Here is a 14,483-nt window from a genome sequence, read left to right as displayed (position 1 = left end):
AAAAAAATTGCTAGACTTAACCCCATTCAAGGAGCTTCCTATTAAAGAAGTTACCAGCTGTTTGAAAATTGGTGTAATTTAAGGTTCCAGTTTATAAATACATAATCCTCATGCGCTAATTTCAATCTGACTTAATAAAAAGGGAATAGTAGGTACATGAGTAGCAAAAGGAAAAATGGAATAGCTATAGTGGGAATGGCATTTCGCCTACCTGGCGACATCTCTACAGTCCCTCAATTATGGGATGCGCTAAGTGAAGGAAAAGATCTTATTTCCTCCGTTGACGATCAGCGTTGGCCTATTAAAAATTATCTGCATCCTAGGAAAACTGAACTGGGTAAAAGTTATACCTTCAGTGCCGGCGTTTTATCAAAAATTGATGAGTTTGATGCCAGTTTTTTTAATATCACTCCCAGGGAAGCGCGTCAGATGGATCCACAACAGCGGATCCTCCTCGAAACAACATGGGAAGCCTTGGAAAACGGTTGCCAAAATGTAGAGCAATTAGATGGTTCTAATTGTGCTGTGTATGTAGGTATTGGTAGCAATGAGCACACGTTCAAATACATTAATGATTGTTCGGTCCTCTATGCTCATGCGATGCTCGGAAGCTGCGTGAGTATTGCTGCCAATCGTCTGTCTTATATTTTTAACTTACGAGGTCCTAGTATCGCAATTGATACAGCATGTTCCTCATCGATGGTTGCGTTACATCAAGCCTGTAATAGTATTTGGAGTGGGGAGTCTTCAACAGCGATTGTTGCCGGAGTTAATTTATTGATGTCACCAATTTCTTTTATTGGTTTCTCAAAAGCATCAATGCTTTCTCCTTCCGGACGTTGTAAAAGTTTTGATGCGACCGCCGATGGCTATGTTCGCTCTGAAGGGTGTGTCGTTTTATTTTTAAAACCATTGGCTGATGCTGAACGAGATGGTGATCCTATTCATGCTGTGATTCTTAATACCGGTGTAAATAGTGATGGACGAACTAGAAACATTGCTATGCCTAGTTCCGAATTACAAGCGCAATTGATCACTAAGGTTCACAAGGAAGCAAACATTTCACCAGAAGACATTGTTTACTTGGAGGCTCATGGCACGGGAACCACAATAGGTGATCCTATTGAGGCATTGGCAATTGGTACCGCTCTAGGAAAAAAACGACAAAAAAAAAATAAAACACCCCTATTAATCGGTTCAATTAAAAGTAATTTGGGACATCTGGAAGTCGCTTCTGGTCTGGTAGGAATATTAAAAACTGTATTGTGTCTGCAAAATAATGCGGTACCAGCAACTCTCCACTATAAAACTCCTAACCCAAATATTGATTTAACGGAATTGCATTTACAGGTTGTTGATCAACTTACAGATTTGTCACCTAGCGGACTTCCTCATATTATGGCCGTTAATTCATTTGGCTTTGGCGGTACCAATGCGCATGTGGTTTTGCAAGCTTATGCCTCACGTGCCAAGTCCACTTCGGAACGAGCTCAGCATTTAAACGATTTACCGCCTTTGTTATTATCTGCACATGATGAACGTGTTCTACCTGAAAGGGCGAAACAATACGCTCAATTGCTTCGCCTAAAGCCAGAGCTTTATCATGATCTGGCGTATACTTTAGCTAATCGTCATGTTTTGCTAAATAAAAGCTTGCTCATCGACGGAGCGACTATTCCCGAAATTATTGACGTGCTTGAACAAATTAGCGTTGGCCATGGAGTAGTCCATCATAATGCAATACAGGGACAATATGTGGGAAAAAGTGCCCCTGTTGCTCTAGTTTATTGCGGAAATGGTGCTCAATGGCAGGAAATGGGATGCACGTTGTTGGCGGGTAATCCCTTATTCAGAGAGACCATTGAAGAAATAGATTCCTTATTACCAGCACAAATTGGTTTTTCAATTAAAGAGGAATTATTAAATACGCAAAAAAATTCGCGTTATCTTGCCACAGAAATTGCTCAGCCTTGTTTATTTGCCTTGCAGGTAGCACTCACTCGTTGTCTTATTGCTCAAGGAGTAAAAGTTAATGCAGTAGTAGGTCATAGTGTAGGCGAAGTTGCTGCTGCATGGGCATGTGGTGCTTTAACACTTGAACATGCTTGCCAGGTTATTTTTCAACGCAGCTTTTGGCAAGGGAAAACCCATGGGCAAGGGAAAATGATTGCGCTTGCATTAAGTGCTGGTGAGGCAACAAAGTTAATTAAGGATCTCAAGTTATCTTCTTCTTTGGAAGTTTGTGCGGTCAATAGCCCCAAAGGATGTACTATTTCCGGAAAAAAATCGGCCATTAACCAAGTACACAATTTTTGCATTCAGCAAAACATCTTACATTGGCCACTGGATCTTGATTATGCATTTCATAGTCAACAAATGGAGCCTTTAAAAGCGAATTTTCTTTCTGGAGTGAATAATATCCATCCACAAGCGAATCCAATTAATTTCTTCTCCACTGTAACGGGCACTAAACGTCGGGGTAAGAAACTCGATGCAAATTATTGGTGGGATAACATTCGTCAACCAGTACAATTTGAAAAAGCAATTAATCAATTAATTGATGATGGCGTAAAAGTTTTCCTTGAAGTTGGGCCGCAACCCGTTTTAAAACGCTACATTGAAGATATTTTGCACACTAGAAAAGCATCAGGAGCAGTTTTTACCACGTTAAAACGACATGGGGATGAATCTTTTGATCTCAAACAATCCATTTATAAAGTCTTACTTAGTGGCGCAAATTTTGATAAATCATGTTTATTTCCGGTCGTAGGAAAAGCAATTTCTTTACCTGCGTATCCTTGGATTAAAGAGGTTCATCGACAACAACCAACTAATGAGAATAATAACCTGACCGATTTACGCATCGAGCATCCCTTATTGGGTTGGAGAATCCGACCTCAGGAATTCATTTGGGAAAATCATCTAGATACTCAGCTTGTGAGTTACCTTGCTGATCATGTAGTTGATGGAACTCCGGTCATGCCAGCAGCTGGTTTTGCTGAAATGGCTCTGGCTGCTTCTCGTTTATGGTATGGCAATTACCACCATGATGTCCGAGATATTGACATCCTCGTACCTATGGTTTTTGAAGAAAAAAAATGTCGTATTACTCGTTTTGAGCTACAACCACAGGATGGTAGTTTCAATATTAAAAGTCGTAATCGACATTCAGATGAATCTTGGATTGTTCATGCGGTCGGGCGTTTAATTAATGAACCTGTAGTTTCTGAACCTGATCATATCGATATCATGCATTTGCGGAAAGCGGCTAATTCCCCTATTGAGGGAGAGGTTCTTTATGCCATGGCTCGTTCAATAGGGCTAGATTATGGACAAACCTTTCAAGGTATTTTGTATCTTTGGTTACAAAAACGATGTGCTTTAGCGCAAACCACAATTCATCCGAGTATATTTGCTGGTCTCGAGCAATATTGTATCCCACCAACTATTCTTGATAGTTGTTTTCAGCTACTTATTGGTGTCCTACATCGCCAAGGCTATTCAAGCCAAGCAGCACTTCCCGTACGAATAGGCCGTATTCGGATGTTCGCTCAGTTACCTGAACAAATTTATCTTTACGCTGAGATCTTAACGATCACCAAACAGGGAATTCATGCCCAATTCAAGATTATTGACAATTTAGGTAGGTTAATTGCTTTAATTGATGATTGTCGCTTTAAAAATATATCTTTTTCGAGGCAAGGGGATGCCATGAAAATGTATGTTAATAAGGCCCATTTATTATCCTGTGCTGCACCCTTAAGCATCGATTTCTCAACATTGACCATGATTAGGCAACACGTGCAGGATATTGCCTACACAAAAAAAGAAGATCGGGTTCGCCATTTTGAAGAGGTAATGCCTCTATTTGATGTGATGATTGCCCAGTTTATTTATCGTGCAATTAAAACAATTGCAGCACAAAAACAAACCTTCTCCTTAGACTCTTTATGTGATTATGGAGGAGTGATTAAGTCGCAACAACCTTTATTAAAGCAATACCTGAGAGTTCTTGTTGAAGATGGCTTATTATTAAAAACACAATCTCAAGAGTACACTTTTGTTGAACCCAAAGAACAATATGATGCAGAGTTCATTTGGAACGCACTTTTAAATCACTATCCAAATTACCTCTCGGAATTATCAATTGTTGGTCGCTGGAGCTTGCATTTAACATCCCTTTTGCAAGGGAAAATTACTACCGAGGAGTTTTTACCTTCATTACACGATGATACTTTTCATTATTTTCTAAACAGCGCTCCTTCTGCAGATGGGATTCATATTCTTGTTAGAGAGTCTATTCAAGCAATAGTAGCTCGTTGGCCCAGTGAACGACGACTTCGTATTCTAGAAATTGGTCAAGGCTTCAGTAGTTTAACTCTTAATCTATTAGAATCTCTCCCTGCAGAAAGAACGGATTATTTAATCGCTCTAGGAGATGAAACAGCGTCTTACGAAGCAAAACATTATCTAAGTAAATATTTGTTTGCGAAAACGACAACACTAGCTCTTGACTCTGATTTCATTAATCAGAGCTCTTTGGCAGAGCAATCGTTTGATATTATTTTACTCCGCAATTGTTTGCATGCAGTTGACAATGTATTGCATCCTTTGACGATGTTGCGTTCTTTATTAAGTAAGAACGGTATTTTACTTCTCATGGAAAGACATAGCGATCGTCTTTATGATATGAGTTTAGGGTTGAGGCCAGAATGGTGGCGTCTTAATGACGAAAATGAACCCTTATCTCGTTTTTATTCCTTGCCAACCTGGGGCAAGCTCTTGCAGGATGCTGGTTTTCAATATACGGAAGCGTTACCTGAGCCAGGGGCAGCTCAGCGAGAAGGCAGTTTTTTATTTTTGGCTCAACCCCTTAGTGATACCACGACGGTTTTCGCTCCTCAAATAAGGCCGCAACCGATAGATATTATCGTAGTTACATCTCAGCATAAAGCCAAGGACTATTTGACTCAGGCAATAGAGAACAAAGGAGCGATAGCTGACATTTATTTCGTCAGCAATGATAACGAAGCGTTTGATTGTTCCTCGAAACTTTTGCAACAATCATTAGCGCCTTTTATTAAAAAATCAACCCGATTACGACTGGTGGTTCTTCTTGATGCGCGCATTGAAATGGAGCAGGCTGGGGTTAAGTGTAATGAAGTGATTGATTTAATCAAAACGATTGAACGTTATAATTGGACGGTGCAACCTCAAGTTATACTGGTAACTTCCAATGCTGCTCCTTGTGATCTTATCCCCACAACAATCGCTGATAACCCGGTACAGGCCACTTTGTGGGGGCTGGGCCGTGTGTTAATTAATGAGTATCCAGGCTTTGACTGCAAGCTCATTGATTTACAAGGTGATATCACCCCAGAGCTGGCAGCCAATCTGGCAAATGAATTGGTCCTAAATGATGGCGAAGATGAAATTATTCTTACTGCAACCGCCAGATATGGCATCCGCCTTATGATGCCGACGGCAGCTCATTTAGAGCAAAGTGTTTTACAAGAGTATCGTCTTGATTTCGAGCGCTCTGGTTCGCTTCATCATTTAAAATGGTTTCCAGTTCAGGAGATAAAACTTGCAGATGACGAGGTGCAAATTAAACCTCATGCTACGGGACTTAATTTTCGCGACCTCATGTACACAATGGGTTTTATACCTGATGAGGCGGTACAAGATGGATTTTTGGGAGCAACCTTAGGTATGGAGTTTGCCGGCGAAATTCTTGCTACGGGAAAAAAAGTTTCCAACTTTAAAGTGGGTGATCGGGTAATGGGATTTGCTCCGGCAAGCTTTAGTACCACGACCAGTACCAAGGCATATGCCATAGCCCATTTACCTTCTCAATGGGATTACTCAGCAGGAGCAGGTGTCCCCATTGCTTTTTTCACAGCCTATTATGCTTTGCATCATCTCGCTCATTTACAACCTGGTGAGCGGATTTTAATCCATGGAGCGGCGGGTGGTGTAGGGATTGCAGCAATTCAACTTGCTCGCAACATTGGTGCGGAAATTTATACTACGGCGGGTTCAGCATCAAAAAGGGATTTTCTTCGCCTTCTAGGAGTTAGGAATATTTTTGATTCCCGTTCACTCGTTTTTGCCGAGCAGATTATGCAAGAAACCGCCAACGAGGGGGTTGATGTCATTTTAAATTGCCTGTCAGGAGAGGCTATCAATGCAAATCTAACTATTTTAAAACCTTTCGGCAGATTTTTAGAGTTAGGGAAACGAGATTTTTATCTCAACAGTAAAATTGGTTTAAGACCATTTAAAAACAACATCGCATATTTTGGGATTGATGCCGATCAATTAATCATTAAAAATCCCCAATTATGTTCCCAGATTTTTGGAAATATACTGGTTTTATTCGAACAAAATGTACTTTCACCTTTGCCCTATCGCGAATTTGCTAATAACAGTATTCATGATGCTTTTCGGTACATGCAGCAATCAAAACATATAGGCAAAATTATTGTTCGTTTTACAGAAAAACCAAATGATCATTTATTAAATTTCAAATCGCTTTCTTCATTATCCTTATGTCCAAATTCTGCTTATTTAATCACCGGAGGTTTTAGTGGATTTGGCTTGAAATCGGCGCAATACCTGGCGGAAAAAGGTGCACGGCATTTAATTCTGCTGGGAAGACAAGGACTCGTAAAAGAGGAAGCTAAAAACGCAGTTTCGCGTTTGACTGAGCAAGGAATTAAAGTCGATATCCATGCACTGGATATCAGTGATCCTATGCAAATACAACAGCTTATTAATTCATTGCAGCAGAACAAGGTTTTATTGAAAGGCATCATTCATGCGGCAACCGTGTATGAAGATGCATTGATTAAAAATCTGGATACGCAAAAAATGAATAATGTTTTTGCTGCTAAAGTAAAAGGGGCTTGGAATTTGCATCACAGCACCAAGAATTTATTATTAGATTTTTTTGTGGTTTATTCATCGGTTACTACTCTTTTTGGTAATCCAGGACAGGGTAATTATGTTGCAGCAAATCATTATTTAGAAAAACTGATCTCCCTTCGTAGAAAACAAGGTTTAAGTGGTTTATTTGTTGCCTGGGGACCAATTTATGACGCAGGCTATTTGGCCAGAAATGAAAAACTTAGAGCTTTATTGATGACCCAAATGGGCGGTCAGATTTTTACTTCAGAACATGCTTTGAATTGGCTGGAACAATTAATTCTTAATAAAGAAATGGGCGCGGCTATTGCTGATCTTAACTTGAGAAAAATGCAGCGCGCTTTTCCCAAGATGAATGCTCCCAAATATAGTAAACTGCTTAGCATAGAGGAGCACAAAAACTCAAAATATACGAAACAAACAGACATTCATGAGCTCCTTTCTGGCAAATCAACCCAAGAAGCTTTGGAAATTGTTAGTAATATTTTAGCCGATGAAGTAGCACGAATTTTGCGGTTACCTAAAGAAAAAATAGATAGAAAAGAATCCTTGCTTAATATTGGCCTGGATTCTTTAGTTGGGGCTGAGTTAAGCAATGCTATAGAGCAGCGCTTTAATTTTCCGCTACCCATGATGACCCTTTCTCAAGGGTTTTCATTAGATACTTTAACAGAACGCATTGTTAGCCAATTAAGTAATCAAAATGAAATTAACGAAGAACATGAGAGTCCTGTACTTAGGGTAATGCATGAGGCAGCACGCCACGGTGAGATTATTTCTGTTAAAGAAGCAATAGAACTCGAACAGGAATCAAGAATAATTGAGAGTACAGTCCAATGAGCAAGATAAAGGATAGTCTAATCAAAATGGCGTTAGGTCAACGCCAACTTCGTTTAAAAGACTCTGCTAATACTACTCAGAATGAGTTGCTTCAAGCTCATAATTCAGCTGTTCAAATTCCTGAGCGATTTTGTAATTTTGAAGATTATCCAAACTACCAAACAATAAAACAAAAACAAATTTATTTGCGAAAATTAAAAATTGACACTCCATTTTTTTTAACGCATGAAGGAACAGCCTCAGCGACTTCGATTATTGATGGAGAGTCGTTCCTTAATTTTTCCAGTTACAATTATCTGAATTTAAATGGCGATTCTCGAGTCAATGCCGCAGCACAAGAAGCCATCCAACGTTATGGAACTTCTGCATCTGCCAGTCGACTGGTGTCTGGAGAGAGGCCTATTCATCAACAATTGGAGAATGCATTAGCGAAAATGTATGGAGTTGAAGATGCATTGATTTTTGTTAGTGGGCATGCAACTAATGTCACCACCATTGGTTATTTATTTGGCCCCAAGGATTTAATTATCCATGATGAGTTAATTCATGATAGTTCCTTACAGGGGATCAAATTATCCGGTGCCTTTAGAATGTCGTTTCCTCATAATAATTGGCAAGCTTTAGAGCATATATTAATAACACGTCGCCATCAGTTTGAGCGAGTACTTATTATCATTGAAGGCTTATACAGTATGGATGGTGATTATCCGGATTTGCCAGCGTTCATAGAAATAAAAAAGCGGCACAAAGCTTTTTTGATGGTTGACGAGGCTCACTCAATAGGCGTCCTTGGAAAAAGTGGCAAAGGCATTCATGAGTTTTTCGAGATAAATGGGCGCGAAATTGATATTTGGATGGGGACACTGAGCAAAACTTTAGCCGGTTGTGGCGGATACATTGCTGGAAGCCATGCATTAGTGGAGCATCTTAAATTCTCCGCCCCTGGTTTTTTATACAGCGTAGGTATGGCGCCGCCGCTTGCTGCTGCGTCCTTAAAAGCCTTGGAAATTATGTTAGATGAACCTGAACGAGTTACTGCTCTGAATGCGCGTTCAACGCAATTTTTAGAAGAAGCGAAGGCATTAAATCTGAATACAGGATTTAGCCTAGGATTGGGAATAATTCCAATCCTTTGTGGTAGCTCTAAAAAAGCAATTATATTATCGCGTCAACTTTATGATAAAAAAATCAACGTGCAACCTATTATATATCCTGCGGTTCCTGATAATCAGGCTCGATTAAGATTTTTTATAAGTAGTGTCCATAGCTCAGAACAAATAAGTTATGCAGTCAATGAAATAGCATCTCACGTTTAGAATCATCTTTGACCCACTAGATACATTCAACCTTCGCGGTAGCCGTTGCGGTAACGGCGGCAGGACGTCCTACTGAATAATAATTAAATTGCAGCTTGTTCATCATGTCTAAGTTATAGCAATTACGACCATCGAATAAAGGCGTGTCTTGTAAATGTTCTTTTAATTGTACTAACGGATACTGAACAAATTCGTCCCATTCAGTCAGCAGAAGCAATGCATCAATGTCATATTGAAACACCTCATCGCAGTGTTCAAGCCACGTAATATTATCGTAACAACCTAACATTTCTTTGGTATTAGGTATGGCTTTAGGATCATAGATGAGTAAATCAACCCCAGCTTTACTTAATTCATGGATGGTGACTAAACTACTTGCTTCACGAATATCATCTGTTCCAGGTTTAAATGCGATACCCCAAATACCGATATGTAATCCAGTAAGTTGCTTTTTAAAATATTGATTGAGCTGTGTCATAACCCATTTTTTTTGATGGTGATTTACCTGCTCAATTGCTTCAAAAAATGAAGCGTCTATGCCTGCTGATTTAGATGTTTGAATAAGAGAATGTATATCCTTTGACAAACAGGAGCCACCATAACCAATTCCGGCTTTTAAGAAATGTGGTCCAATGCGATGATCCAAAGAAATACCTCGAGCAATCTGATTAATATCGGCATCAAATGCGTGCGATAATTCACTAATTTTATTAATAAAACTAATTTTGCATGCTAATAAGATATTGGCAGCATATTTGGTAAGTTCAGCAGAACACGGATCCATAGTTAATAATGGTATACCCAAATCACTTAATGGTTTATAAATATTTTTTAATATCGCAGTAACTTGCTCATCACCACCGATAACAATACGATCCGCATTTAAAAAATCATTAATCGCTGTCCCTTCACGTAAAAACTCTGGATTTGCTCCTACTGAGATAGTAATTTTTTTAGAGTGTTCCGATAGAAATTTCTGAATTGTATGTTTAATTTGATTGCTAGTTCCCACAGGAACCGTAGACTTGATAACAATAGAACACGACTGGGTAACACGGTGTGAAATATATTCGATTACGTCAAACAATTGGGTTAAGTCAGTGCTGCCATCAGGTAAACGGGGTGTGCCTAAAGCAATAAGGTGTACGGTAGAAAAATGAACTGCTTCCTCTAAATCTGCAGTAAAAAATAATTGTTTTTTTTCTAATTGTTGCTGTAACAGTAAATCGATGTCTTTTTCAAAAATAGGAGAATGTCCTTTTTTAAGTAACGCAATACGTGCTTGACACTTATCCATACAACACACTCGGTGGCCTATTTTGGCAAGACATAATGCTGTAACTAATCCCACATAACCAGCACCATACACAGTAATATCCATAATACTCTCAAAATTAAAGCTAATTAAAAAACAATACCAAACTTAGACACATCTATTTGTAAAAAAGCATTAGTACTGTGCTCCTCCTGGAACCCTTCAGCTATATCATAACAATAATGATAATTGCTGAATATAATTTACTTCATCGTATAAAAGTAAAAACCTTAAATAAATCGCTATAGGATGGTATTAAGATGACTTCAATATTCGAAAATCATCTTCAAGAAAATGCAGCTAAAGATGCTTTAATTCGCTCATTGTCCTTAAAAAAGCAGTCGTTTGAACTTTAACTGAAATTCTTTAGATTCAAGGAGGCGAGTTCTTAATCGTTCAAATGATTTATATGATTTTTTAATGTTCTTCAGCTCATCTGGTTCAGGATCTCGAGCAAGGATTAGGTTAAATGCAAGAGTAATATCTTCTTCTTGGGGGGCGTTGGAACAAAGCGTGTCAGAAAATACGCTGAACTTATTTTGTAATAATTGATTTTTAAATTCTTCAGACGTAAACAAGCATTTTCTTAACTTTTCGACGGTTTCACAAGCTGACTGTTGATATTCAATTGCATATTCACTTTCGGGCTCGCGTCCGAGAATAAAGCGATAGCCAGCAATGACATGTTCTCTGGTTGGCGCATTGATTCGTGTTGATTGATAAAAATCGTAGGCTTCATTTATTTTATCGAAAGAATAGAGTCGGCCTTTGCTGAGGACCGCTGCTGATTCACAATGTGTTTTTATATAAGTTGGATCATGAGACACTATAACAAGTGCCCGGTCTTTTCTTTTTTCAAATAATTCTTCATAACACTTTTTATGAAATCGATCATCACCCACCGCAATCACTTCATCAATTAAGAAACAATCAAACTCGACAGCCATTGAAATTGCGAAACTTAAACGCGCACGCATTCCAGATGAATAGGATTTAATGGGTTCATGAAAATAGAGGCCAAGCTCGGCAAAATCATTTACAAACTCGATCTTATCGTGCATGGCTTCTTTTTTAATGCCATAAATTCTGCATATAAATCGAAGACAATCGAGTCCTGTTTGATTGTCTTGAAATGCATCACCAAAAGCGAGGGGCCATGAAACGCTCATGCCCCGATGTATTTTTCCGGCACTAGGCTGTTCGGCGCCACTAATGAGACGGATTAAGGTTGACTTCCCAGAGCCGTTGCGTCCTAAAATCCCTATTTTTTGACCGGGGTCAATGGTTAAATTGATCTTATCAAGAACAGTACGTACGCCTTGGCGAATAGGGTAAATCTTGCTGATATTATGAATATGAATCATTCTGAGCCTACGCGTCTACTCGCTTCTTTTACCATAGCAAGACTAAAAAGGCTTAAGACCAGGCAAAAAGAGGACATATATTGAATTGAGTAATGAGTATGTAACGCGGATCCAAAAAATCCCTCCCGCACTAATTCAACCCCATGAATCATTGGTAACCATAAAACAACTTCCTGTGCTTTTTGAGGCAGCCAGTCGACCATGAACGCAGCACCTGACATTGGAAAAAGTAAGTATGCTACGGTATGCCATAATCGCTCAACTGTTTCAAAGTGTTCGCTAATCGCACCAATCATCAATGCCAGGGCGATAGCAAACCACATAAGCAAGAACCAGCCGAATAAAATTGTTAAAATATTATCTGGGAAATCCATTAAACCCATGCTGATAAATGCTATGGATAAAATCAAAAAGGACATCGTTACGCTGCTAATCTCAAGGATTATGCGGGCTAAAAACAAGTGCAGTACTTTAATATATCGGTGATGCAACAGACTGCGATTTGAACGTACCGCCATAGTACATCGACTTACTGTATTTCGCCACACAAGAACCGATGAATACCCTGTGAGTGCGAAGGCGGTGATGGGTAAACTGGAGCCGTGGGTGAGCTTGGTTAATGTCCATAATGTAGTGACTCCCAAGGTAAATAGCATGGGCTCTACGATGATCCATAAAAATCCAATATTGTGTCGGCCATAGCGAATCAAGATTTCGCGCATAAGCAGTGCGCCTATTACCCGAGCTTGTATTTTGAGTAATGAGTCTTTTGGCAATGACATAAAAAATCCTATTTAATGGCACGTTCCTAACGATAAATAGAGGGGATAGAGTCTTTAACTTCGAGCTAAAACGATTGTTATTTTTAATTGAAAAAGTATAATGGATTCACAAAAACAGGACAAGACTTATACTTTTGAACTCTTTTGAAAAGGTTTAATAGTATCTGTCGGAAGAAGTCAATTTAACGGCTTGGCATTAAATTAAAGGGATTCTTATGAGCTTCGTGTCTTTTGCACAAAATTTTGAAGACATTATGTTATGGCGGGCACTAAAACATGTGCAGAAGGGATTTTATATTGATATTGGTGCTCAACATCCGGTAATCGATTCGGTTAGTAAAGCATTTTATGATAAAGGTTGGCGGGGTATTCATATTGAACCCGTTCCTGAATTTGTTGAGCTTTTGCGACACGCACGACCTGATGAAACAGTATTACAGATCGCCCTATCAGACCATAATGGATTACTTGATTTTAATATTATTCCTGGAACCGGCTTAAGTACAGCCATTGACCACATTGCAGAAACTCATTCCAATGAATTAGGCTTACCTTGCCATAAAGTACAAGTGCCAACGCTCACATTGCAATCAGCAATGAATACTTTAGCTGAGAATGACATTCATTGGATGAAAATTGATGTTGAAGGGTTTGAAAAAGAAGTGCTTAACGGCTGGGATCCCACACGGTTACGTCCTTGGATAATATTAATTGAAGCCACAGTCCCTAATTCACCTGAAACAAATCATGCTCAATGGGAATCATTACTTATCTCCGCCGACTATCTCTTTGTGTATGCTGATGGGCTTAACCGTTTTTATGTTGCGAAAGAGCACCCGGAACTTCTCGATGCGTTCACTAGTCCGCCTAATATATTTGATAAATGGCAGATTACCGAGAATTCATGGCTTTGCCAAGAATTAGTCGCCAATTATAAAGTAAAAATTAATATGTTACTGGAGCAAACAGCAAGCGAACTTAATTTAGCAAAAGAATATCAGGCACAACAGCAAAACGATGCCTATCGTGTACAACAAGAAAAGAATGCATTAGTCCAAGAATTGAACTTACAAAAAGAATACCGCGTTCATCAGCAAGGATTTGTTCAAAATTTACAAAATGAATTAAATAAGCTTAATCAACAATTAGGTTCTTTAAGCGAAGAGCTGATTACCATTAAAGAACATCGTAGGGAAGAGCATATACATACTCAAAATTTACAGCTTGAATTAAATAAGGCCAACCAAAAATTAGTTGTTCTTAGCGATGGGCTTATTGCGGAAAAAGAATTTCGTAGAAAAGAACAAGCACATATTCAAAATTTACAGAATGAATTAAATAGCGCCAACCAAAAACTGGACTCCTTAAATGCAGAACTTATTGAGGAAAAAGAATCGCGTAGAAAAGAGCATGCACTTACTCAAATGCAACAGCAAAATCAGCTCGTTCAAGCTTCAATAAAGAACTCAAGCGATATCAACTTACTTTTACATCGACAAGGAGAGGATTTTATTTACCATGCCTACCTTGCCGCATTGAATAGAGAACCCGATCCCGAGGGTATGCAGTATTATCTGAGCCATCTATCTGCAGGTCGGAATAAGACGTTAATAATAAAAGATTTATTAAAATCACCCGAAGGACAGAGTAAAAAAATTCGCATCAAGGGACTTAACAAGGCTTTTCGTTGTTATAAAAGACAAAATTGGCCGATGATTGGAGCGTATTTTAGAAAGGTTTATGAAAAGCAAAATAATAAAATCAAGCAACATTTATTAGCTACAGGTACGAATGAAGTTGAGCCCGAATTACATCATTTATCGGAACATGAACGTCATGTTTTTTATCAACTCAAAAAATGTATTGATTAGATGCTTAATAAAAGCACCTGCAGAAAAACTTCGTAAACTATTTAAATTGGATGTTAACAAAGGATTGC

General features: G+C 38.8%; 6 protein-coding genes. 3 read left to right on the top strand and 3 right to left on the bottom strand.

All coding sequences use genetic code 11. From position 1 onward, the window contains the following. The first annotated feature begins 156 nt into the window (after window positions 1–156). Window positions 157–7,767, top strand: a complete 7,611-nt coding sequence (locus ACWTEW_RS33235) for an SDR family NAD(P)-dependent oxidoreductase (RefSeq protein WP_454782253.1) — start codon at window positions 157–159, stop codon at window positions 7,765–7,767. After that, on the top strand, window positions 7,764–9,083 hold the full coding sequence (locus tag ACWTEW_RS33230) for an aminotransferase class I/II-fold pyridoxal phosphate-dependent enzyme (RefSeq protein ID WP_454782252.1): 1,320 nt from the start codon (window positions 7,764–7,766) through the stop codon (window positions 9,081–9,083). The genes ACWTEW_RS33235 and ACWTEW_RS33230 overlap by 4 nt, the downstream gene beginning before the upstream one ends. Window positions 9,084–9,099: 16 nt before the next feature. Here the strand turns inward: ACWTEW_RS33230 and ACWTEW_RS33225 are convergent, their stop codons facing one another. The 3 genes from ACWTEW_RS33225 to ACWTEW_RS33215 all read right to left on the bottom strand — a co-directional run bounded on the left by ACWTEW_RS33225 (window position 9,100) and on the right by ACWTEW_RS33215 (window position 12,544). Next, a complete protein-coding gene (locus ACWTEW_RS33225) occupies window positions 9,100–10,464 on the bottom strand; it encodes a UDP-glucose dehydrogenase family protein (RefSeq protein WP_454782251.1) in 1,365 nt (454 codons plus the stop codon). Window positions 10,465–10,727: 263 nt separating this feature from the next. Next, window positions 10,728–11,762: an ABC transporter ATP-binding protein gene (locus ACWTEW_RS33220; protein ID WP_454782250.1), complete on the bottom strand. Its 1,035-nt coding sequence runs from the start codon at window positions 11,760–11,762 to the stop codon at window positions 10,728–10,730. Beyond that, on the bottom strand, window positions 11,759–12,544 hold the full coding sequence (locus ACWTEW_RS33215; protein WP_454782249.1) for an ABC transporter permease: 786 nt from the start codon (window positions 12,542–12,544) through the stop codon (window positions 11,759–11,761). The genes ACWTEW_RS33220 and ACWTEW_RS33215 overlap by 4 nt, the downstream gene beginning before the upstream one ends. A gap of 215 nt (window positions 12,545–12,759) precedes the next feature. Here ACWTEW_RS33215 and ACWTEW_RS33210 point away from each other — a divergent pair, with 215 nt between their 5' ends. Continuing rightward, window positions 12,760–14,415 carry an FkbM family methyltransferase gene (locus ACWTEW_RS33210; RefSeq protein WP_454782248.1) on the top strand — a complete coding sequence of 552 codons (1,656 nt, stop codon included), beginning with the start codon at window positions 12,760–12,762 and terminating at the stop codon, window positions 14,413–14,415. Window positions 14,416–14,483 lie beyond the last annotated feature (68 nt).

This window comes from Legionella stuttgartensis, from assembly GCF_977063405.2.
Note: the sequence above shows the minus strand (reverse complement) of the source record. Positions and strands in the feature narration are given on the sequence as shown.

What these genes read in the sequence shown, in the direction of transcription:
- ACWTEW_RS33235 (WP_454782253.1), top strand. Translation starts at nt 157, where the DNA reads ATGAGTAGCAAAAGGAAAAATGGAATAGCTATAGTGGGAATGGCATTT.
- ACWTEW_RS33220 (WP_454782250.1), bottom strand. Translation starts at nt 11,762, where the DNA reads ATGATTCATATTCATAATATCAGCAAGATTTACCCTATTCGCCAAGGC.
- ACWTEW_RS33230 (WP_454782252.1), top strand. Translation starts at nt 7,764, where the DNA reads ATGAGCAAGATAAAGGATAGTCTAATCAAAATGGCGTTAGGTCAACGC.
- ACWTEW_RS33210 (WP_454782248.1), top strand. Translation starts at nt 12,760, where the DNA reads ATGAGCTTCGTGTCTTTTGCACAAAATTTTGAAGACATTATGTTATGG.
- ACWTEW_RS33215 (WP_454782249.1), bottom strand. Translation starts at nt 12,544, where the DNA reads ATGTCATTGCCAAAAGACTCATTACTCAAAATACAAGCTCGGGTAATA.
- ACWTEW_RS33225 (WP_454782251.1), bottom strand. Translation starts at nt 10,464, where the DNA reads ATGGATATTACTGTGTATGGTGCTGGTTATGTGGGATTAGTTACAGCA.